The 19,998-nt window shown below is 72.6% G+C and carries 22 protein-coding genes; 14 read left to right on the forward strand and 8 right to left on the reverse strand.

Annotated elements, in window-relative coordinates:
* Nucleotides 1-131: 131 nt before the first annotated feature.
* A complete protein-coding gene (locus tag ACFY2B_RS03490) occupies nt 132-983 on the reverse strand; it encodes a tetratricopeptide repeat protein (RefSeq protein WP_390761429.1) in 852 nt (283 codons plus the stop codon).
* A 17-nt stretch (nt 984-1,000) separates the two neighbouring features.
* Entirely contained in the window at nt 1,001-2,080 is a 1,080-nt protein-coding gene (locus ACFY2B_RS03495; RefSeq protein ID WP_390761430.1) for a GNAT family N-acetyltransferase, read from the reverse strand.
* A gap of 141 nt (nt 2,081-2,221) precedes the next feature.
* On the opposite strand from ACFY2B_RS03495, the gene fdxA reads away from it, so the two are divergent.
* The gene (fdxA, locus tag ACFY2B_RS03500; RefSeq protein ID WP_030929316.1) at nt 2,222-2,542 is read left to right on the forward strand and encodes a ferredoxin; all 321 of its coding nucleotides are present in this window, start codon (nt 2,222-2,224) and stop codon (nt 2,540-2,542) included.
* Between the two features lie 138 nt (nt 2,543-2,680).
* Nucleotides 2,681-3,829, forward strand: coding sequence for a bifunctional succinyldiaminopimelate transaminase/glutamate-prephenate aminotransferase (locus ACFY2B_RS03505; protein WP_390761431.1), 1,149 nt, complete (start codon nt 2,681-2,683; stop codon nt 3,827-3,829).
* Between the two features lie 270 nt (nt 3,830-4,099).
* Here the strand turns inward: ACFY2B_RS03505 and ACFY2B_RS03510 are convergent, their stop codons facing one another.
* Together ACFY2B_RS03510 and ACFY2B_RS03515 are read right to left on the reverse strand one after the other, a co-directional pair.
* A complete protein-coding gene (locus ACFY2B_RS03510) occupies nt 4,100-4,549 on the reverse strand; it encodes an ATP-binding protein (RefSeq protein WP_390761432.1) in 450 nt (149 codons plus the stop codon).
* Between the two features lie 327 nt (nt 4,550-4,876).
* On the reverse strand, nt 4,877-5,905 hold the full coding sequence (locus ACFY2B_RS03515) for a heavy metal transporter (RefSeq protein ID WP_390761433.1): 1,029 nt from the start codon (nt 5,903-5,905) through the stop codon (nt 4,877-4,879).
* A gap of 95 nt (nt 5,906-6,000) precedes the next feature.
* Between ACFY2B_RS03515 and dapE the strand changes: the two genes are divergently transcribed.
* From dapE to ACFY2B_RS03535, 4 genes are all read left to right on the forward strand, one after another.
* Nucleotides 6,001-7,080, forward strand: coding sequence for a succinyl-diaminopimelate desuccinylase (gene dapE, locus ACFY2B_RS03520; RefSeq protein WP_390761434.1), 1,080 nt, complete (start codon nt 6,001-6,003; stop codon nt 7,078-7,080).
* Between the two features lie 125 nt (nt 7,081-7,205).
* Nucleotides 7,206-7,964 carry a TIGR00730 family Rossman fold protein gene (locus ACFY2B_RS03525; protein ID WP_376529774.1) on the forward strand — a complete coding sequence of 253 codons (759 nt, stop codon included), beginning with the start codon at nt 7,206-7,208 and terminating at the stop codon, nt 7,962-7,964.
* A gap of 43 nt (nt 7,965-8,007) precedes the next feature.
* Nucleotides 8,008-8,274, forward strand: a complete 267-nt coding sequence (locus tag ACFY2B_RS03530; protein WP_390761435.1) for a type II toxin-antitoxin system prevent-host-death family antitoxin — start codon at nt 8,008-8,010, stop codon at nt 8,272-8,274.
* Complete coding sequence (locus ACFY2B_RS03535) at nt 8,274-8,522, forward strand: type II toxin-antitoxin system RelE/ParE family toxin (protein ID WP_390761436.1); 249 nt, start codon at nt 8,274-8,276, stop codon at nt 8,520-8,522. Before ACFY2B_RS03530 ends, ACFY2B_RS03535 begins: the two co-directional genes overlap by 1 nt.
* A 27-nt stretch (nt 8,523-8,549) precedes the next feature.
* On the opposite strand, the gene folP is transcribed toward ACFY2B_RS03535, so the two are convergent.
* Nucleotides 8,550-9,410: a dihydropteroate synthase gene (gene folP, locus ACFY2B_RS03540; RefSeq protein ID WP_390761437.1), complete on the reverse strand. Its 861-nt coding sequence runs from the start codon at nt 9,408-9,410 to the stop codon at nt 8,550-8,552.
* 175 nt (nt 9,411-9,585) lie between these two features.
* On the opposite strand from folP, the gene ACFY2B_RS03545 reads away from it, so the two are divergent.
* Nucleotides 9,586-9,939: a DivIVA domain-containing protein gene (locus ACFY2B_RS03545; RefSeq protein WP_390761438.1), complete on the forward strand. Its 354-nt coding sequence runs from the start codon at nt 9,586-9,588 to the stop codon at nt 9,937-9,939.
* A complete protein-coding gene (locus tag ACFY2B_RS03550; RefSeq protein ID WP_390761439.1) occupies nt 9,936-10,577 on the forward strand; it encodes a DNA-3-methyladenine glycosylase I in 642 nt (213 codons plus the stop codon). The genes ACFY2B_RS03545 and ACFY2B_RS03550 overlap by 4 nt, the downstream gene beginning before the upstream one ends.
* Before the next feature lie 238 nt (nt 10,578-10,815).
* On the opposite strand, the gene ACFY2B_RS03555 is transcribed toward ACFY2B_RS03550, so the two are convergent.
* A complete protein-coding gene (locus tag ACFY2B_RS03555; RefSeq protein WP_390761440.1) occupies nt 10,816-11,619 on the reverse strand; it encodes an enoyl-CoA hydratase/isomerase family protein in 804 nt (267 codons plus the stop codon).
* 370 nt (nt 11,620-11,989) lie between these two features.
* Between ACFY2B_RS03555 and ACFY2B_RS03560 the strand changes: the two genes are divergently transcribed.
* On the forward strand, nt 11,990-12,157 hold the full coding sequence (locus ACFY2B_RS03560) for a DUF3117 domain-containing protein (protein WP_018544333.1): 168 nt from the start codon (nt 11,990-11,992) through the stop codon (nt 12,155-12,157).
* A 77-nt stretch (nt 12,158-12,234) separates the two neighbouring features.
* On the opposite strand, the gene ACFY2B_RS03565 is transcribed toward ACFY2B_RS03560, so the two are convergent.
* The gene (locus tag ACFY2B_RS03565) at nt 12,235-12,867 is read right to left on the reverse strand and encodes an O-methyltransferase (RefSeq protein WP_390761539.1); all 633 of its coding nucleotides are present in this window, start codon (nt 12,865-12,867) and stop codon (nt 12,235-12,237) included.
* A gap of 299 nt (nt 12,868-13,166) precedes the next feature.
* Between ACFY2B_RS03565 and sigE the strand changes: the two genes are divergently transcribed.
* The 5 genes from sigE (at nt 13,167) to ACFY2B_RS03590 (ending at nt 18,587) form a co-directional block, all read left to right on the forward strand.
* Entirely contained in the window at nt 13,167-13,883 is a 717-nt protein-coding gene (sigE, locus tag ACFY2B_RS03570) for an RNA polymerase sigma factor SigE (protein ID WP_390761441.1), read from the forward strand.
* The gene (locus tag ACFY2B_RS03575; protein WP_390761442.1) at nt 13,880-14,851 is read left to right on the forward strand and encodes an anti-sigma factor family protein; all 972 of its coding nucleotides are present in this window, start codon (nt 13,880-13,882) and stop codon (nt 14,849-14,851) included. The genes sigE and ACFY2B_RS03575 overlap by 4 nt, the downstream gene beginning before the upstream one ends.
* A 134-nt stretch (nt 14,852-14,985) precedes the next feature.
* Nucleotides 14,986-17,064: a trypsin-like peptidase domain-containing protein gene (locus ACFY2B_RS03580; protein WP_390761443.1), complete on the forward strand. Its 2,079-nt coding sequence runs from the start codon at nt 14,986-14,988 to the stop codon at nt 17,062-17,064.
* A 129-nt stretch (nt 17,065-17,193) separates the two neighbouring features.
* Entirely contained in the window at nt 17,194-17,655 is a 462-nt protein-coding gene (locus ACFY2B_RS03585) for a sec-independent translocase (RefSeq protein WP_390761444.1), read from the forward strand.
* Between the two features lie 260 nt (nt 17,656-17,915).
* On the forward strand, nt 17,916-18,587 hold the full coding sequence (locus ACFY2B_RS03590; RefSeq protein ID WP_390761445.1) for a hypothetical protein: 672 nt from the start codon (nt 17,916-17,918) through the stop codon (nt 18,585-18,587).
* A gap of 249 nt (nt 18,588-18,836) precedes the next feature.
* On the opposite strand, the gene ACFY2B_RS03595 is transcribed toward ACFY2B_RS03590, so the two are convergent.
* On the reverse strand, nt 18,837-19,970 hold the full coding sequence (locus tag ACFY2B_RS03595) for an Mrp/NBP35 family ATP-binding protein (RefSeq protein WP_390761446.1): 1,134 nt from the start codon (nt 19,968-19,970) through the stop codon (nt 18,837-18,839).
* Nucleotides 19,971-19,998 lie beyond the last annotated feature (28 nt).

Here is a 19,998-nt window from a genome sequence, read left to right on the forward strand (position 1 = left end):
GGAACTGCGCAAACACCACGACGCACGCGCACTCGACCGACGAGAACGACCCGCTGCTTAGGGGCGCGGGGAACTGCGCAAACACCACAACGTACCCGCACCCGACACCCCCGCCAGTGAAACAACCCCCGCTAGTTCAACAACGCCCGCGCCGCATCCGCCTGCCACCGCACCCGCCCCGCCCCCACCTCATCCGCCGCCTCCAACACCTCCGCATACGCATCCAGCTCCGCCGCCCCGGCACAGAACTCCCCCCGCTGAACAAGCAACTGCGCCCGCTCGTACCGCAGCCGCGCCGGATGCGACGGCAACAACAGCCCCAGCTCCACCGCCCACAGCGCCACATCCGACCGCTCCGGCCGGGCCGCCGCCCACGCCCGGACGTTGTTCAGGATCCGCACGACGACGTCGAGCGGCGCCGTGGGCCCCAGCATGGACGGTTCGAGCGGCGCCCCCGTCGCCCCGGCGACCAGCAGCTCCGTGTCCGTACCGGTGAGCACCCGACCGCCGTCGAAGGGATCGGCCAGCACCTGTTCCCCGGCCGAGCCGAACCCCACGACGAAGTGCCCGGGCAACGCCACCCCGTACACATGGGCCCCCGCCCGCCGGGCCACCTCCAGCCAGACCACCGACAGCAGGATCGGCAGCCCGCGCCGCCGCCTGAGCACCGCATGCAGCAGCGACGACTCCAGCCGCCGGTAGTCCGCGGCGACGCCGTGGAACCCGTGGCGCTCCCCGAGCAGCCGGCGCAGCGCCTCGGCCCAGGCCGAGGGGCCGCCCGGCCGGTACGGCAGCTGCCCCGCGAGCCGGTCCAGTTCCAGCTGCGCCGCGTCCAGACCGGCCTCGTCCAGCGCGCCGTCCGCCTCCGCGCCGAGCAGCAGGCACAGCATCGACAGATCGGGCCGTTCGGACCGCGCCTCGGCCGCGAACCGCCGCCGTACCTCGGCCGAGCGCTCCGGGGACGGCGGGTGCGGGGGAGGCATGGCGGGCCGGCGCCCGCTCACGACGGTCCGTTCCGCGACCCGGTGCCCGAGCCGTCCGGCCCCCGGTAGTGGTGGTAGGAGTGGTGCGCGGCGAAGCCGAGACCCTCGTACAGCGCCCGCGCCCCCGCGTTGTCCGCCTCGACCTGGAGCCAGCCCGCCGAGGCGCCCTCGTCGAGAGCCCGTCGGGCCAGCGCCGCCATCACCGTGGTGGCCAGCCCCCGTCTGCGCTGCCCCGGATCCACCTCGATGGCGGCGAACCCGGCCCACCGCCCGTCCACGACGCACCGGCCGATCGCGGCCGGGCCGTCCTCGTCCGCGCCGGACACGGTCGCGAACCACACCGAGGGCCCACTGCCCAGTACTCGCAGGGCCACGTCGCTCACCCCCTTGCGCTGGTACCTGCTCAGCCAGGTCCCGTCCACCGTCCGGGACAGGACCACTGCGGTGCCCTCGGCCCGGTCCGCGACCGGCCCGAGCGCCCCGGTCCACAGTCCGGCGGTCACCTCGCGCACCCAGCCTCGCCGCTCCAGCTCCGCGCACAGCGGTTCCTGCGTGCCCGCGGCGCCGGTCGCGGTCTGCACGTACGCGGGCAGTCCGCGCTCGCCGTACCAGCGTCGTACGGCCCCCAGTGCCGCGTCGAGCGGAAGACCCGGGTCGCCGAGCGGCAGGACACTGTTGGCCCGCCGGGTGAAGCCCGCCCGGCGGGCGGGAGACGCCGTACCGTGCGCCGGGCTCGGCACCTCCTGGACCGCCGCCCGCAGCTGCCACTCGCCGAGCCGTTCGCTCTCCACCGGCTGCCAGGCCCGCGCGGACACGAGCGCGAGTTCCTGGTACGTGGCGGCCGGGCCCCGGCGCCGCGCCGGTACGGCCGGTACGGTCTTGCCCGCGACCAGCATGGATTCCGGGACCTGGACGACCTGCCCGTCCTTCCGTGTGATCAGCAGCACACCGTCGTTCCAGGATGTGAGAAAACCCACCGTGTCGGTGAACTTACGGGTGGAGCTCCCGGGTTCGATCAAGCGTCGTACGGAGACCCGTTTACCCACGTCAGCAGGGGTGATATTGACCTTGAGGCGTCCGGCGGCAGAGATTTCCACTGGTCAGTTCACCCCTCCTGTTCGGATCATGCCCAAGAACGGAGATACTAGGGGCTGGGCATCGACGACGCCGCGCTCCCGCGCGCCAGGCGGCGGAGCCTGAGGAGGCCCGCCGGCGCCCAATCGAGGAGGAACGACAGCGTGACCTACGTCATCGCGCAGCCTTGTGTCGACGTCAAGGACAAGGCGTGCATCGAGGAGTGCCCGGTCGACTGCATCTACGAGGGCCAGCGGTCCTTGTACATCCACCCGGACGAATGCGTCGACTGTGGTGCCTGTGAGCCGGTCTGCCCGGTCGAGGCGATCTTCTATGAAGACGACACTCCGGAGGAGTGGAAGGACTACTACAAGGCGAACGTCGAGTTCTTCGACGAGCTGGGCTCCCCCGGCGGCGCCAGCAAGCTGGGGCTGATCGAGCGCGACCACCCCTTCATCGCCGCGCTGCCGCCGCAGGCCGAGTAGACCAGCACCACGACGGCCCGCGGCCCCCGGCTCCGCACGAACCGGGGGATCCTCACCGCCGCCTCGGTCCCGTACGGCCTGATCGCCGCCGTACGGGACCGAGGCGTTTGCCGTACCGACGAAAGTGAGCCCGTAACCGTGTCCGCACCGTCCGACCCCGCGCCCGTCGCCCGTGCCCGCTCCTTCGGAGAGGGAACGCTCCGCGACCGGCTTCCCGCATTCCCCTGGGACAGCCTTGAGCCCTACAAGAAGACGGCCGCCGCGCACCCCGACGGCATCGTCGACCTGTCCATCGGCACCCCGGTCGACCCGGTCCCCGAGCTGATCCAGAAGGCGCTGACCGCCGCCGCCGACTCGCCGGGCTATCCGACCGTCTGGGGCACCGCCGACCTGCGTGACGCGATCACCGGCTGGCTGGGGCGCCGTCTCGGCGCCCGGGACGTCACCCACCGCCACGTGCTGCCCGTGGTCGGTTCCAAGGAACTCGTCGCCTGGCTCCCCACCCAGCTGGGCCTCGGCCCCGGCGACAAGGTGGCCCACCCCCGGCTGGCCTACCCGACGTACGAGGTCGGCGCCCGCCTGGCCGGCGCCCGGCACGAGACCTACGACGACCCGACGGAGCTGGACCCCACGGGCCTGCGGCTGCTGTGGCTGAACTCCCCGTCGAACCCGACGGGCCGGGTACTGGCCAAGGAGGAGCTGACCCGGATCGTCGCCTGGGCCCGTGAGCACGGCGTCCTGGTCGTCGCCGACGAGTGCTACCTCGAACTGGGCTGGGAGGCCGATCCGGTCTCGGTGCTCCACCCGGACGTCAACGGCGGTTCGTACGACGGTGTCGTCGCCGTCCACTCCCTCTCCAAGCGGTCGAACCTGGCCGGCTACCGGGCCGCCTTCCTGGCCGGTGACCCGGCCGTGCTGGCCCCGCTGCTGGAGATCCGCAAGCACGGCGGCATGATGACCCCGGCGCCGACCCAGGCGGCGGTGGTCGCGGCCCTGGGCGACGACGCGCACGTGCACGAGCAGCGCGAGCGCTACGCCGCCCGCCGCACGGCGCTGCGCGAGGCGCTGCTCGGCCACGGCTTCCGGATCGAGCACAGCGAGGCGGGTCTCTACCTCTGGGCCACCCGCGGCGAGTCCTGCTGGGACACGGTCGCGCACCTCGCGGACCGGGGCATCCTGGTCGCGCCGGGCGATTTCTACGGCACGGCGGGCGGGACGTTCGTACGGGTGGCGCTGACCGCCACGGATGAGCGGGTGGCGGCGGCAGTGGGGCGGTTGTCCACCTGATTCGCTGCGCGGGCTGGGGGGATGCGGGGATCGGGCCGGGGGCGTCTGTCGTTGTCCGGGTGCGGCGGCGTTGTGGTTGAGCGCGCAGTTCCCCGCGCCCCTAGGGGATGCTGCGGCGCCGTCGTGGCTGGTCGCGCAGTTCCCCGCGCCCCTGAGGGGCGCTGTGGTTGGTCGCGCGGTTTCCCGTGGCCCTGAGGGGCGCTGTGGCTACGGCTACGGGGTCCAGGAGTGTCCTGGACCCCGTTCACCGTTCGGCCGGGCGGTGTGGCATCAGCCGCCCAGCGGCAGGCCCTGCACCGGCAGCTGGGCGGTCGGCAGCCCGCCCTTGGTGAGGGAGCCCGTCGGCAGTCCGCCCTTGGTGGCCGACTGGGCCGTCTCGCCGAGGATGGCCCCGGCGGAGCCGGCCACGTCGCCCGCCGCCTTCTGCGCCACCGGTGCCGTCTTCTTCACGGCCTGGCCGCCGGCCTTGCCCGCGGCCGGAACCGTCTTCTGGACCGCCTTGCCGCCCGTGTCGCCGACGACCCCGGTGATGTGCTGGGTCGCGCCGTCGACGGTGGTGCCGACGCTCGCCCCGTCCAGGGCGGTCAGCCCGCCGAGGTTCGGGGTGGCCGGGTGGCTCGGCGCCGCGCTGGCGGAGCCGGCCGCACCGACCCCGGCTGCCGCTCCCGCTGCGACGAGCAGCGCGGCACGGGCGATCCGACGGGTCAGGGGGAGGGACATGATGCTCCATTCGACGGAAGGATGGTGAAGTATCCGACCGCGCCCGGGAGTTGATCGACCGGTGTCGGCCGTCGTCCGGGCTCGGACGCAGTGATTACCGCTCGAAACCCGTGAAGGTTGCGGAGGCGTCAGGTAAAGAATTGATAACGCATCGCATTATCGGTTGTGGATAAAAACGGGCAAAGGGCATCCCGTCGGAGTGTGTGCAGGATCCTTACAGCACCGCATTTCCATGGGCTTTCCGGTTCGCGGGGATGGTCGCGCGCACACCTGCCCGCCCGACCGTCCCGGCGCGCACGCCATGACCCCGGAGGGTGAGGCTCCGTACTACTGTCCGGTCGCGATCCGGACCGACCCCGTGGTCCGCTCCGTACCTGGCGCGCCCGCCGCGGTGATCGGCCGCCACTGGCTGTCGGTGCTCCCGGCCGACCACTGCCGCCCCGCGTACGACACCTGCCGGATGTGCAGCGCCGAGGCGTTGGCCACCGCCCACTGCGCCAGCTGCCAGCCCCGCTCCAGCTCGCTGCGTCCGGCCGCGTCGGTCTTCGTGCCGCCCGGCACCGGCAGGGTGATCATCCGGCCCTGCGCCCGCGCGGTCACCGTGGGCGACGGCTTCGGCGACGGCCGGCCCGCCCCGCCCACCTGGGCACCGGCCTCCTGGAGGTTCTCCGACGGGCCGAAGTCCCGGACCAGCGCGGCCCGCAGCGCGTCGACGGCCGTGCCCGTGTCGATGCCCGTGCCCGTACCCATGGCCGTGGTCCGCGCGTCGGCCGCGGGCAGCCCCTGGCAGGTGAGCGACGCCGCCGTCTGCCCGGTCAGGGCCGCGGCCAGCAGCGCGGCGTCCTGCTCGTGCTTGGCGTACGCCTCCGGGAAACCGCTGCGCTGCACGCGCTGCGCGGCCACCGTGACCGGAAGCCGGGCGTAGTCGGGCACCTTGGCCAGGTGCTCGAAGAAGACACCCGCCGCGTACGCCGGGTCCATGATCTGCTTCTCGGTGCCCCAGCCCTGCGAGGGCCGCTGCTGGAACAGGCCGACCGAGTCCCGGTCGCCGTGCGCCAGATTGCGCAGCCCGGACTCCTGGAGCGCGGTCGCCAGCGCGACTGCCACGGCCCGCTCGGGCATCCCCCGCCCGGTGCCCACGGCGGCGATGGTCGCCGCGTTCACCGCCTGCTCGGGCGTGAACCGGTACGCCGTGGGAGCGCTGCCGGCCGCGACCACCTTGCAGGCCCGTGCGGTACCGCCGGTGACGTACTGCACGACGAGATAGCCCGCGAGCGCGCACAGGACCGCGACGGCCGCGGCGAAGCGGACGAGGCGGCGGCGTCGCCTGGCAGGGCGAGGGGTCGGCTCTGACACGCGTACAAGGTACTGGAGCACCCTGTGACCAGGTGACTCCATGGGGCGACCGGCGTGGGCCGTCCACCGCGTGGCGGCGCGTTAGGGTCGGTGCCATGGCCGACACCTCGCTCGATCTCACGCTGGACGCCGCGGCGCTCACCGCGCAACTCGTCGACTTCCCCTCGGCGAGCGGCACGGAGAAACCGCTCGCCGACGCGATCGAGGCCGTCCTGCGCGCCCTGCCGCACCTGACGGTGGACCGGTACGGCAACAACGTGATCGCCAGGACGGACCTGGGCCGTCCCGAGCGGGTGATCCTGGCCGGCCACATCGACACGGTCCCGATCGCCGACAACGTCCCCTCCCGGCTCGACGCCGACGGCGTCCTGTGGGGGTGCGGCACCTGTGACATGAAGTCGGGCGTCGCCGTGCAACTGCGCATCGCGGCCACGGTCCCGTCCCCCAACCGCGACCTGACCTTCATCTTCTACGACAACGAAGAGGTCCAGGCCGATCTGAACGGGCTGAAGCATCTGGCCGAGGCGCATCCGGAGTGGCTGCGGGGCGACTTCGCGGTGCTGCTCGAACCCTCGGACGGCGAGGTCGAGGGCGGCTGCCAGGGCACCCTGCGCGTCCTGCTGCGCACGGCGGGCGAGCGGGCCCATTCGGCGCGCGCCTGGATGGGCGCCAACGCCGTCCACGCGGCGGCCCCGATCCTGGCCCGGCTGGCGGCGTACGAGCCGCGGCACCCGGTGATCGACGGCCTGGAGTACCGCGAGGGCCTGAACGCGGTGGGCATCAGTGGCGGCGTGGCCGGCAACGTCATCCCGGACGAGTGCACCGTCACCGTCAATTTCCGCTACGCGCCCGACCGGACCGAGGAAGAGGCGATCGCCCACGTCCGGGAGGTCTTCGCGGACTGCGGGGTGGCGGAGTTCGTGGTGGACGACCACGGCGGGGCCGCGCGGCCGGGACTGTCCCACCCCGCGGCGGCGGCCTTCGTCAAGGCGGTCGGCGGCGAGGTGCGGCCGAAGTACGGCTGGACGGACGTGTCCCGGTTCTCGGCCCTGGGCATCCCGGCGGTCAACTACGGCCCGGGAAACCCGCACTTGGCGCACAAACGGGACGAACGAGTAGAAACCGGAAAGGTCCTGGCGGGTGAGGCCCGCCTGCGGGCGTGGCTGACGGAATGACCGAGGCGGACGGCAGGAGACGCGCGGGCGGCACGGCGCTTCATGGCGGACATGCCGAGGTCCCCCGCGCGTAACCCGCGCCGATCTACGCTGAGGTGAAAAGACGGCAATCGGAGGGAGCGCATATGGCCACTGGGAGCCCGGAGGGCAGGACGAGGCCGCCGGAGGAGCAGCGCCTGGGGCCGGTTCTCCGGCGTCGCGGCCAGGTAACGGAGAGCACCACGGACCAGCGGCTGCTGGACGCGGGTGGCCCCTCGGACTGGGTGCACACGGATCCCTGGCGGGTGCTGCGCATCCAGTCGGAGTTCATCGAGGGTTTCGGCACCCTGGCCGAACTCCCGCCCGCGATCAGCGTGTTCGGCTCGGCGCGGACGGCGGTGGACTCACCCGAGTACGACGCGGGCGTGCGGCTCGGCCGCGGCCTCGTGGAAGCGGGCTGGGCGGTGATCACGGGCGGCGGTCCCGGTGCCATGGAGGCGGCCAACAAGGGTGCCTGCGAGGCGGGCGGCATCTCGGTGGGCCTCGGCATCGAGCTGCCCTTCGAGCAGGGGCTGAACCCCTACGTCGACATCGGCCTCAACTTCCGCTACTTCTTCGTCCGCAAGATGATGTTCGTCAAGTACGCCCAGGGCTTCGTGGTCCTGCCCGGCGGCCTCGGCACCCTCGACGAACTCTTCGAGGCCCTCACCCTCGTCCAGACCCAGAAGGTCACCCGCTTCCCCATCGTGCTGTTCGGCAGCGAGTACTGGGGCGGCCTGGTCTCCTGGCTGGAGAACACCCTGGTGGCCCAGGGCAAGGCCGCGGAGAAGGACCTGCTCCTGTTCCACGTCACGGATGACGTGGCGGAGGCGGTCGAGCTGGTGTCGAAGGAGGCGGCGCGCTAGGACCGGCTCGGAGGGTGAAGTGTCATCTGGGTGTACACGATGCATGTCTGCTACGTATCCCATTGCCGAGGCGAGGGGCAGGCTCGGTGAACTCGCCCGCCGGGCCGCTCAGCACGAGCACATCACTCTGACGGACCGTGGTACCCCGACCGCTGTCCTCATTTCGCCGGCGGAACTCGAAGACCTTGAGGACGCTCTGGCACTGGCCCGCCTCGAGCGTGACCGTGCTCTCGGGCGCGCGCAGGCGGCCGTGCCCCACGCCGAGGCGCGGCGGATACTCCTCGAAGCAGCCGGGAGGAGCACGGAGTGATGGGGGAGGTCCAGTGGGAGCCGGTGGCACTCGACGAGGCCACGGGCTTCCTCAAGGACGATCCCCACGCAGTGGACGCCCTGCTCAAGGCGACCGACCAACTGGCGGAGAACCCCAGGCCCGAAGGATCCCGAGCCTGGGGCGTCGATCGCCGTCGGCTCCGGCACGGCCCCTGGCGGGTGGTGTACCGCATGGACCCGGAGGCTCGGATTCTGCACATCGAGCACATCGGGCGCGCCCTTGAGTGAGCGGCGCGCTGCCGGAGGGGTGGCCGGCTACGCCAGCCCCCTCCGGGCCACCGCCGGCGGACGCCAGCCCGCGATCGTCGCCACCATGTCGAGCACCTGCCGGGTCTCGGCCACCTCGTGGACCCGGTACACCCGCGCCCCCAGCCACGCCGAGACCGCCGTCGTCGCCAACGTGCCCACGACCCGCTCCTTCACCGGCCGGTCCAGCGTCTCCCCGACGAAGTCCTTGTTGGACAGGGACACCAGCACCGGCCATCCGGTGGCCACCATCTCGTCCAGCCGCCGGGTCGCCTCCAGACTGTGCCGGGTGTTCTTCCCGAAGTCGTGCCCGGGATCGATCAGCACCGACTCCCGCGGCACCCCGAGCGCCACCGCACGCTCGGCCAGCCCCACGGTCACCTGGAGGATGTCGGCCACCACATCGTCGTACGCCACCCGGTGCGGCCGGGTCCGTGGCTGCGCGCCGCCGGCATGCGTGCACACCAGGCCCACGCCGTGCCGTGCGGCGACCTCCGCGAGACCGGGGTCCACCCCGCCCCACGCGTCGTTCAGCAGGTCCGCGCCCGCCGCGCACACGGCCTCGCCGACCTCGGCCCGCCAGGTGTCCACGCTGATGACCACGTCCGGGAACCGGCGCCGCACCTCCGCCACGAACCCGACGGTCCGCCGCACCTCCTCCGCGGGGGTGACCTCCTCCCCGGGCCCGGCCTTGACCCCGCCGACGTCGATGATCGCCGCGCCCTCCGCCACCGCCTGCTCCACGCGCGCCAGTGCCGGCTCGTCGCGGAAGGTGGCCCCCTGGTCGTAGAAGGAGTCCGGGGTCCGGTTCACGATCGCCATGATCACCTGCTCGTGCGGCCCGAATTCCCGCCTGCCCAACCTGAGCATCCCCTGTGACCTCTCCTCGTACATCCCGGTACCACCCCGCACACATCCCGGTACGTCCCGCTGCGGAGCCGCCTGTGACCCTAACTGTCAGACTCGCATGGCACGATCGGACCCTGACACTTTCGACACCGAGCACATCGGGTGCACCGAGCACACCGAGCCTGGGGAGCCGGCGATGGTTATGTTTTTGTTCCTGGTCATCGCGCTCGCCGTGGTGGTCGCCGCGGTGACGCTGGCCGTGGTGGGCGGCGGCGAGGGCAGCCCGCTGCCGGAGGCGGCACCGCAGCGGCTGCACGACCCGCTGCCCGCGGACCGCCCCGTGGGCCACGCGGACGTGGAGTCGCTGCGCTTCCCGGTCGCCGTCCGCGGCTACCGCATGGCGGACGTGGACGACGCCCTGGGCCGCGTCGCCGCCGAACTCGCGGAGCGGGACGCCCGCATCGCCGACCTGGAGTCCGCCCTGGCCGGTGCCCAGACCTCCGGGCACATCAGGCTGGACAAACCCGCGCACCCGGGGGAGCAGTCGTGACCGACGGCACCGCCCTGGCCGGGCCGGACGGCGCGCTGCGCTGCCCCTGGGCGCTGTCCACCGAGGACTACGTGGCCTACCACGACGAGGAGTGGGGCCGCCCTGTCCACGGCGACGACGCCCTGTTCGAGCGGCTCAGCCTGGAGGCGTTCCAGTCGGGCCTGTCCTGGATCACCATCCTGCGTCGCCGGCCGGGTTTCCGGGCCGCGTTCGCCGAGTTCCGGATCCAGAAGGTCGCGGCCTTCACCGAAGAGGACCGCGAACGGCTCCTCGCCGACCCCGGCATCATCCGCAACCGCGCCAAGATCGACGCGACCGTCGGCAACGCGCGCGTGCTCGCCGACTGGTCCCCGGGCGAACTGGACACCCTGATCTGGTCGTACGCGCCGGACCCGGCGACCCGCCCGGCCCCGAAGACCGTCTCCGACGTTCCCGCGGTCACCCCGGAGTCGACCGCCCTGTCGAAGGACCTGAAGAAACGGGGCCTGCGCTTCGTCGGCCCGACCACGGCGTACGCGCTGATGCAGGCATGCGGCCTGGTCGACGACCACCTGGAGGCGTGCGTCAGCCGCACCGCCCTGGCCGGCCGCCACCGGCCCGCCGGTTCCGGTGCCCGGACCCGGCGCGGCACGGCATAGGTCCCGCACCCGACCCGGCCCCTGGCCCGACGGGCAGCCCCGCACACCCCGTGCCCATGACGGGAGCCGACGGCCGCGCCCCGAGGGGCGTCGGCAGCCGGGCGATCGGGCAACCGGGCAGCCGGGCAACCGAGCAGCCCGGCGATCGGGCCCGAGGCCGCCGCGGACAGCCGGTCGGCAGTCGCTCGACGGATGCTCGGCACGCCCCCGTTCCGCCCGCCCGTCCGTCCGCGGAGGCTCAGCGGCCCAGGTACTTGGGCCGCTCCTTGTTCACGAACGCCTGCACCGCGATCGCGTGGTCCTCGGAGCGGCCCGCCCTGGTCTGCAGCGCGTCCTCCTTGTCCAGCGTCTCGTCGAAGGAGTGCGTGAGCCCGTACGCCACGGCTTCCTTGATCGCCGCGTACGCCACCGTCGGCCCCTCGGCGAGGGCGCGGGCGACCTTCTCGGCCTCGGGCCGCACCTGGTCCGCGGGCACCACCCGGCTCGCGATGCCCCACTCGTACGCCTCCTGCGCCGTGATGCTGCGCGGAAAGAGCAGCAGGTCGGCGGCGCGGCCGGGGCCGACCACCCGGGGCAGCGTCCAGGAGATGCCGGAGTCGGCGGTCAGCGCGACACCCGCGAACGACGTGTTGAACGAGGCGGACTCGGCCACCACCCGGTAGTCCGCCGCGAGGGCGAAGCCGAACCCGGCCCCGGCCGCGACCCCGTTCACCGCCGCGACGACCGGCTTGGGCGCGTCGGCCAGCGCCCGCACGATCGGGTTGTAGTGCTCCCGCACGGTGCTCATCGTCTGCCCCGACCCGGTCTCCCGGTCGGTGGTCAGCAGCCCGATGTGCTCCTTGAGGTCCTGGCCCACGCAGAACGCCCGGTCCCCGGCCGCGGTCAGCAGCACGGCCCGTACCGCGGCGTCGTCGGCCGCGGCCCGCGCCGCGTCCCGGAGGGCGACCTTGGTCGCGACGTTCAGCGCGTTCATCGCCTCGGGGCGGTTCAACGTGATCGTCGCGAGCCCGTCGCTCACCTCGTAGAGCACGGTGTCGGCCATGGGACATCCCCTCCGGTGTCGCCGCCCTGACGTACCGCTCAGTACGTCCTGTCTGGGGACAGCATGGCGGAGAACTCCGCGCCGGGGGCGGACCCGACGTGTGACCTGCGTCAAGCAATTTCCGGCAGGATCGCGCCAGGGTGTCGGTGCGGTGGCGCAGTATCGCAGTCACATCGCCGAATTGAGTGGTTTTGCTCGCGCGCGTTGTCCAAGCGATGCCGACTGATGTTGGTCATCGGGTCCTGGGATGCGGGATAATGGCTTGGAAGCAATGTGTTCGATGCCGGTGCCGCGGGTCTCTTGCTGAGCACGCGTGCCCCTTCCGGGGCCGTCGGCAGACGATGAGCTGGTTTCAGGAAGGGGTACGAGCATGGCGGCCATGAAGCCGCGGACGGGCGATGGCCCGCTCGAGGTGACCAAGGAGGGGCGGGGCATCGTCATGCGCGTTCCGCTCGAAGGCGGCGGTCGGCTCGTCGTCGAGCTGACCCCTGACGAGGCCGAGGCACTGGGCGACGCCCTCAAGAAGGTCGTCGTCTGACGCGGAAGCGACCATACCCTTTCGGCTGCCCCGGCACACACGTGGTGCCGGGGCAGCCGCGTTCCCGCTGTTCCCGCTCACCGCTTGACGGCGCAGAGCAGCCCGTCGCCCACCGGCAGCAGCGACGGCACCAGCTCCGGCATCTCGCGCACCGTGCGCAGCAGCTCCCGCAGTCGCAGCACCTCGGTGGGCTGCGGCCCCGAATCCACGGTCCGGCCGTTGGCGAAGACGCCCTCGAAGGCCACCAGGCCGCCCGGCCGCAACAGCCGCAACGATTCATCTAGATAGTCGGGGTACTCCAGGCGGTCGCCGTCGCAGAAGACGAGGTCGTAGCCCGCGTCGGCCAGCCGGGGCAGCACGTCCAGGGCGCGGCCCGGGATGAAACGGGCCCGGTTGCTCGCGAAGCCGCAGGCGCGGAACGCCTGCCGGGCGAACTGCTGGTGCTCCGGCTCCGGGTCCACGGTGGTCAGCACGCCGTCCGGCCGCATACCGTGCAGCAGATGCATGCCGGACACCCCGCAGCCGGTGCCGATCTCCGCCACCGCCTTGGCGTCCACGGTGGCGGCGAGCATCCGCAGCGCGGCGCCCGTGCTGGGCGTCACCGAGCGCAGCCCTGCCTCGCGGGCCCGGTCCCGGGCCCAGCGCAGCGCGTCGTCCTCGGCGACAAAGGCGTCGGCGAACGCCCAGCTCGTCTGCCGGTTGCCGGTAATGGCCCTCTCCTGTCCCCGTGATTGCCTGGGCGTGACTGTATCCGTTGGCCCGGGAACCCGCTGATGGGACCGCGCGTTTAAAGGGGGAGAGCGAGAGCGGCGGGGTACACCGGGGGGTAGGAGTGGACAGGGACGACGAGGGAGCGCTGACGCAGCCGCATGAGCCGTGTCAGCCCAGATCAAATTCTCGTAAAACCGCTTATCCGGAGCTAACGGGCGAGGTGGCTATGGTAGGGGCTCCACTGGACACCACCAGAGCCGACAGGGGAGGTGCGGCTGCGCCTGAGGATCGGGGAGGAGTGCTGCGGCGCTTCCTCGGGTCGGCGGGCAAGCCGAAATCCGTGAACGACACCGCTGCTGACCACAGCCACGCCGCCCCATCCGCTGCGGGCGGCACCCAGACCGCGACCTTCGCCACCGACGCGGACGGGCAGGCATGGACTCCGCCCACGTGGGAGGAGATCGTCAGCATGCACAGCGGCCGGGTCTACCGCCTCGCGTACCGGCTCACGGGCAACCAGCACGACGCCGAGGACCTCACCCAGGAGGTCTTCGTCCGGGTCTTCCGTTCCCTGTCGACGTACACGCCGGGCACCTTCGAGGGCTGGCTGCACCGCATCACCACGAACCTCTTCCTCGACATGGTCCGGCGCAAGCAGCGCATCCGCTTCGACGCCCTCGGCGACGACGCGGCCGAGCGCCTGCCCAGCCGCGAGCCCACGCCCCACCAGGTCTTCAGCGACGCGCACTTCGACGCGGACGTCCAGCAGGCACTCGACACCCTCGCGCCCGAGTTCCGCGCCGCGGTGGTGCTGTGCGACATCGAGGGACTGTCGTACGAGGAGATCGCCGCGACCCTCGGCGTGAAGCTCGGCACGGTCCGCTCCCGTATCCACCGCGGCCGGTCGCAGCTGCGCAAGGCCCTCGCCCACCGCTCCCCGCAGGCCCGGGCCGCCGAGCGCCGCTCCTTCGTGCCCCGTGTGCCGGCGCTGGGAGGAGGGGGCGCGACCGCGTGAGTGGATCACGACCGAAACCTGCGCAGGGACACCTCGCAGAGGAGCATCTGGGAGACCGGCTCTCCGCCCTGGTGGACGGGGAGCTAAGTCATGATTCACGCGAGCGCGTCCTCGCCCACCTGGCCACCTGCGCCCGGTGCAAGGCCGAGGCGGACGCCCAGCGTCGGCTGAAGCACGTCTTCGCGGAGACGGCACCGCCGCCGCCCTCGGAGAGCTTCCTGGCGCGCCTTCAGGGGCTTCCCGCCAGCGGCGGAGGCATGGACGGCGGCTCACCGCTGGACGGCGCGTTCCCCGGCGGCTCCGCGCCGGGAGTCTTCGACGTCGGCCGGGAGGACCGGTTCGAGTTCAGCTACGTCCCGGTGAGCCCGCTCTCCCCGCGCACGGACGAGGACCGCGGCTTCCGCATCCACCCCGTCGGCCGCCCCGGCAGCGTGGACCGGTCCGCCTCGCGCGGCAAGCGGTTCGCGTTCGCCGCCGCCGGGGCGGTATCGCTGGCCGCGGTCGCCCTCGGCGGTGTCACGGCCGGTCTCCCCGGTGACACGGCGGCGGACGCCCGCGGGGGCGCCGGCAGCGTGACACCGGCGCGCACGGCGGGTACGGGGGCGTCCGCGGCCTCCGAGACCCAGCGCCGTCGCTCGGCCGTTCCGTTGTTCATGCAGGGCGCTCGGGTGGGGGAGACGGCGCTCGTGCCGACCTCGATGTCCGCGCCGCTGCTGCCCGGCGTGCCCGCCCCGGAGCCGCCCCCGGTGGTGGAAGCCGACGCGGCCCCCATGTCGCCGCTGATACGTCCGTTCGGGACCACGCCGATCTCCCTGGTCTCGTGGTCCACCGCCCCCGGGCTGACCCCGCCCGGCCTGCTCGCCGCACCCGTCCCCGACACGACGTCCGTCCCCTCCCCGTCTTCTTCCACGTCCTCCCCCTCCGCCGCCCCTTCGTCCGCCGCTCCCTCCGCGCGCCCGGCTCGCTGACCGGCGACTGCGCGGCTGCCCGCGAACCTGGTTGAATCCTGTGAGGCCGTGCCCGCGGCACCGTCCCGGGTACGGAGGTCGACTATGCGCGGCGGGCTGCCGGACCGCCCGGCCGCGGCAGCTGTGGGGAGAGCATGGACGAGCGGAAGCCGGCCCCGCCCGGGGACGCGGCGGCGGAGCACACACCGAGACCGGCCGCCGGACCGGACGGCGACTTCGAACTGGCCCGGCCGACCGCCGGGACCGGCCCCGGGACCGTTGGTGCCCCGAGCGTCGGTGCCGAGAGCATGGGCGCCGAGCGCGTCGGTGCCGACCCTGCCCGCGCGGTGGAGGCGGAGGCGCCCGTCGGCCGGGACAAGCCCCTGCACGACCCCGATCCGTACAGCACCCCGCCCTACGGCGAACCCGGCCCCTGGGCGCCCGCCCCGCCGGTCCCGCACCCCGCGACGACCCCGGCACACGCCACGTCCGACTCGGCCCCGGGTCCGGGGACTGACTCCGGCTCGGGCTCGGGTTGTGACGCGGTGATTCCGGCTTCGGCGCCGGCTTCGGAGGAGGCGCCGACCCCTGGCTCGGCCGTGCCCGCCCCGGCCCCGGCCCCCGAGGCCACGCCCGCTCACGGCACGCCGATCCCGGCGCCGTCCGGTGGGACGCACGGCGTACAGGCGCCGTCCGGTGGGCCGCATGAGACGTCGGCTTCCTCCGGTGGGTCGTACGAGGGGCAGGCGCCGTCCGGTGGGGCGCATGGCGTGCCGGTTTCCTCCGGTGCGGCACACGGCGAATCCTCCGGTGGGGCGCACGGCGAACCGGCTGCGTCGGCCGTGCCGCAGCAGAACCCCTACCCGCCGCCGGGCCCGGTTCCGCAACCGGCGCCGCAGGCGCGTCCGTACACCTTGTCGGATCCGGTTCCACAGCTGAGTCCGTACCCCCTGCCGGACCACAACCAGAACCACAACCAGAACCACAACCACAACCAGAACCAGAACCAGAACCAGCACCCGGCCCCGCAGTCCGGTCCCTGGCACCGCTACGACCCCTGGGCGGCCCCGGCTCCTGCCCCGCTCCAGCAGAGCGGTGCCGTCGTGCTCACCGAGGGGCAGCGTCGTCGCCAGGTGCGGCGGGCGCTGGTCGGCGGTGCCCTGGCCCTGGCCCTGGTCTGCGGCGCCGCGGGCGGCCTCGTGGGGGCGTATCTGGAGCGCAACGGCGGGGTGTCGGAGATCCATCTGCCGCAGGCGGGCGCGGAGCCCACCGACCGGCCCGCCGGCAGCGTGGCCGGGATCGCCGCGAGGGCCCTGCCGAGCGTCGTCACGCTCCATGTGACCGGTGCCGGCGAACAGGGCACCGGCACCGGCTTCGTCCTCGACACGAGCGGCCACATCCTGACCAACAACCATGTCGTCGAGCCCGCCGGGTCGAGCGGCGACATAACGGTGGCGTTCAGCGGCGGCGAGAGCGCCAAGGCCCGGGTGGTCGGCCGGGACAGCGGCTACGACCTGGCCGTCGTCCAGGTCAAGGGCGTACACGGGCTCGCACCCCTGCCGCTCGGCAACTCCGACAACGTCCAGGTCGGCGACCCCGTGGTCGCCATCGGCGCTCCCTTCGACCTCGCCGACACCGTCACCTCGGGCATCATCAGCGCCAAGGGGCGGCCCATCACGGCGGGCGGGGAGAGCGGCGACGGCGGTGAGGTGTCGTACGTCGACGCGTTGCAGACCGACGCGCCCATCAACCCGGGCAATTCCGGCGGCCCGCTCCTCGACGCACAGGCCAGGGTCATCGGCATCAACTCCGCCATCCGCTCCGCCGACAGCGGTTCCGACACCCTGGGAGGCCAGGCCGGTTCCATCGGGCTGGGCTTCGCCATACCGGTCAACCAGGCCAAACGGGTCGCCGAGGAACTGATCAACGACGGCCGGGCGACCCACCCCGTGATCGGGGTCACGCTCGACATGGCCTACACCGGAGACGGCGCCCGGATCGGCACCCAGGGCAGCGACGGCCCCGCCGTCACCACGGGCGGCCCCGGGGACCTGGCCGGACTCAGGGCGGGTGACGTCATCACCGAGGTCGACGGGCAACGCGTCCACTCGGGTCAGGAACTCATCGTCAAGATCCGCGCCCACCGTCCCGGCGACCACCTCGGCCTGACCCTGGAACGCGGCGGAGAGGAGAAACGGACGTCGCTGGTGCTCGGCTCCTCAGAGCACACCTGACAGAAACCTCACCTTGGGACAGTACCGGTCGGACGGGAACGCCGGGTACCGTGGACCCGGCCCGGACCACGGAAACACCCGCACGGACACCCGAGGGCCGAGGACCGAGGACATCGCAAGGAGCTTCAGGTGTTCAATGACATAGGACCGCTAGAGCTGGTGACGATCGTCGTGCTCGCCGTGCTCGTCTTCGGTCCGGACAAGCTCCCCAAGGTCATCCAGGACGTCATGCGGACGATCCGCAAGATCCGGGAGTTCTCCGAGAGCGCCAAGGAAGACATCCGTAACGAACTGGGTCCCGAGTTCAAGGACTTCGAGTTCGAGGATCTCAACCCCAAGACGTTCATCCGCAAGCAGCTGGACAACGACGATCTGGGACTGAAAGAGATTCGCAACGGTTTCGACCTGAAGAAGGAGATGGCCGAGGTCACCGACGCGGTCAACGGCCGCGACGGCGACAGCTCCGCGTCTTCGGGGTCGGCGGGTTCTTCAGGGTCTTCGGGGAACTCCGGGGGCCGGGTCGACATGACCAAGAAGCCCGAGGGACCGGGCAAGGACGACCGCCCGCCCTTCGACGCGGACGCCACCTGACCGACCGTACGGCCGTACCGGCGGCACACCCGCACGCCCCACGTCCCGATGCGACTGTGCATCGGGACGTGACGTGTTTCATACGGTGCCCGCTGTGCGCGTGACCTGAACCCGCCGTCCGCGCGACCCACGCACCGGGCGATTTCCCGGCTGCCCGGATCGGTGTGGATATGCTGCCGAGTTGTTGTGCGGACCGGACGAGTACGCCCGAAGGGGGGCGGGCCGCCCCGGCCCGACGAGAGCGAGGAGGCGTCCGGCACATGGAGACGACAAGTGGGGCAGTCGCGCAGGCGTCGGCCGCGGAGGGCCGACGACAGCTCTCCGCCACACGGCGCGCGGTCGACGGCTACCTGCTGGCGCCCTTCCCCTGGTACGGCCTCGACGAGGCGTTCACGGGGCCGCGCTGGCTGATGCAGGTCGGTACGGCGGCGGACGGCGCGGTCGAGCACGGGTCGATCGGGCACGGCGACGAACCCTCCGTGAAGAACGAGTACGCGGTCGGCTCCGCGGGCGAGCCCCGGGAGAAGTTCGCGGTCGTGGTGACCGTCGCCGCGAACCCGTCCCGGCGCAGTGCCGACGGCACCGGGCTGCTGGAGGCCACGTCGGTCTCCTCCGCGGCGTGGCTGGCCGGGGTGGGACTGCTGTCGTTCACCTGGCCGGGCCAGATGGACCACACCCTGCGGGACGAGTGGCTGGAGCAGCAGACGGAGACCGCCTGGGCGCTCGCCGACGACCTGTCCGCTCCGGTGTGGTCGACGCTGTCGCTGCCCGTGGACGGTGCACCGGTGTCCTTCCACTACCGGGAGTCCGAGTTCGGCTGGGTGCTGGCGGGTTCCACCCGGGAGGGTGTGCATCTGGGGGCGTACGGGCGGGGGATGAGCGCGTACGGGCTGGGGTTCGCGATGATCAAGGACATCCGCGGGTACGCCTGAGCGGCTGGGCTTGGCGGGGTTGGGGGCGCCGTATTCGGGTGGGGTTCGGCGCTCCATCGCCAGCGGGGTTCGGCCGGGCGGTGGTGGTGGCGGTTGGTGGGGCGGTGCGGCGGGGGGTGTGGTTTTTTGCGCAGTTCCCCGCGCCCCTGGGGTGGGTGGGGTCGGCTGGTGGGGTGGTGCGGGTCGGGTGTGGCTGGGCGCGCAGTTCCCCGTGCCCCTGTCGGGGCCCGGGGCTCTGGCTCCGTGGGGTCAGAACTTGTTGCGTGGGGTGATGCCCAGGGACAGGCCCGCCAGGCCGCGCTGCCTGCCGCCCAGCTTGCCGGCGATCGCCTGCAGGGACGCGCCGGCCGGGGAGTCCGGGTCGGTCAGGACCACCGGCCTGCCGTCGTCGCCGCCCTCGCGGAGGCGGACGTCGATGGGGATGCTGCCGAGGACCGGGACCGTCGTGCCGGTCGTACGGGACAGGCCGTCGGCGACCAGCTGGCCGCCGCCCGTGCCGAAGACGTCGACCATCTCGCCGCAGTGCGGGCAGGGCAGGCCCGACATGTTCTCGACCACGCCGACGATCTTCTGGTGGGTCTGGACGGCGATGGAACCCGCGCGCTCGGCGACCTCGGCCGCGGCCTGCTGCGGCGTCGTCACGACCAGGATCTCCGCGTTCGGGATCAGCTGGGCGACGGAGATGGCGATGTCGCCCGTGCCCGGCGGCAGGTCGAGCAGGAGGACGTCCAGGTCGCCCCAGTACACGTCCGCCAGGAACTGCTGGAGCGCACGGTGCAGCATCGGGCCGCGCCAGACGACCGGGGCGTTGCCCGGGGTGAACATGCCGATGGAGATGACCTTCACGCCGTTCGCGGACGGCGGCATGATCATGTTCTCGACCTGGGTGGGCTGCCCGTCGGCGCCCAGCATGCGCGGCACGCTGTGGCCGTAGATGTCGGCGTCGACGACACCGACCTTCAGGCCGTCGGCCGCCATCGCCGCCGCCAGGTTCACCGTGACCGAGGACTTGCCGACGCCGCCCTTGCCGGACGCCACCGCGTACACCCGGGTGAGGTTGCCCGGCTTGGCGAAGGGGACCTCGCGCTCGGCCTGGCCGCCGCGCAGGGCCGTCGTCAGCTCCCTGCGCTGCTCGTCGCTCATCACGTCGAGGGTGACGGCGACGCCGGTGACACCCTCGACCCGGGAGACCGCCTCCGTCACGCGCTGGGTGATCGTCTCGCGCATCGGGCAGCCGGAGACCGTCAGGTACACGGTGACCGCGACCGCTCCGTCCGCGCCGATCTGTACCGATTTGACCATCCCCAGTTCGGTGATGGGCCGGTTGATCTCGGGGTCGTTCACCGTCGCCAGTGCCTGGCGTACCGCGTCTTCCGTAGCCATAAGGACGATGTTACGGCGCCCGGCGGGG

The sequence above is a fragment of the Streptomyces sp. NPDC001270 genome (genome assembly GCF_042896695.1).
Classification (GTDB): domain Bacteria; phylum Actinomycetota; class Actinomycetes; order Streptomycetales; family Streptomycetaceae; genus Streptomyces.

What these genes read in the sequence shown, in the direction of transcription:
- ACFY2B_RS03490 (WP_390761429.1), bottom strand. Translation starts at nt 983, where the DNA reads ATGCCTCCCCCGCACCCGCCGTCCCCGGAGCGCTCGGCCGAGGTACGG.
- ACFY2B_RS03510 (WP_390761432.1), bottom strand. Translation starts at nt 4,549, where the DNA reads ATGTCCCTCCCCCTGACCCGTCGGATCGCCCGTGCCGCGCTGCTCGTC.
- dapE (WP_390761434.1), top strand. Translation starts at nt 6,001, where the DNA reads ATGGCCGACACCTCGCTCGATCTCACGCTGGACGCCGCGGCGCTCACC.
- ACFY2B_RS03525 (WP_376529774.1), top strand. Translation starts at nt 7,206, where the DNA reads ATGGCCACTGGGAGCCCGGAGGGCAGGACGAGGCCGCCGGAGGAGCAG.
- ACFY2B_RS03530 (WP_390761435.1), top strand. Translation starts at nt 8,008, where the DNA reads ATGTCTGCTACGTATCCCATTGCCGAGGCGAGGGGCAGGCTCGGTGAA.
- ACFY2B_RS03535 (WP_390761436.1), top strand. Translation starts at nt 8,274, where the DNA reads ATGGGGGAGGTCCAGTGGGAGCCGGTGGCACTCGACGAGGCCACGGGC.
- folP (WP_390761437.1), bottom strand. Translation starts at nt 9,410, where the DNA reads ATGCTCAGGTTGGGCAGGCGGGAATTCGGGCCGCACGAGCAGGTGATC.
- ACFY2B_RS03545 (WP_390761438.1), top strand. Translation starts at nt 9,586, where the DNA reads ATGGTTATGTTTTTGTTCCTGGTCATCGCGCTCGCCGTGGTGGTCGCC.
- ACFY2B_RS03555 (WP_390761440.1), bottom strand. Translation starts at nt 11,619, where the DNA reads ATGGCCGACACCGTGCTCTACGAGGTGAGCGACGGGCTCGCGACGATC.
- ACFY2B_RS03560 (WP_018544333.1), top strand. Translation starts at nt 11,990, where the DNA reads ATGGCGGCCATGAAGCCGCGGACGGGCGATGGCCCGCTCGAGGTGACC.
- ACFY2B_RS03580 (WP_390761443.1), top strand. Translation starts at nt 14,986, where the DNA reads ATGGACGAGCGGAAGCCGGCCCCGCCCGGGGACGCGGCGGCGGAGCAC.
- ACFY2B_RS03590 (WP_390761445.1), top strand. Translation starts at nt 17,916, where the DNA reads ATGGAGACGACAAGTGGGGCAGTCGCGCAGGCGTCGGCCGCGGAGGGC.
- ACFY2B_RS03595 (WP_390761446.1), bottom strand. Translation starts at nt 19,970, where the DNA reads ATGGCTACGGAAGACGCGGTACGCCAGGCACTGGCGACGGTGAACGAC.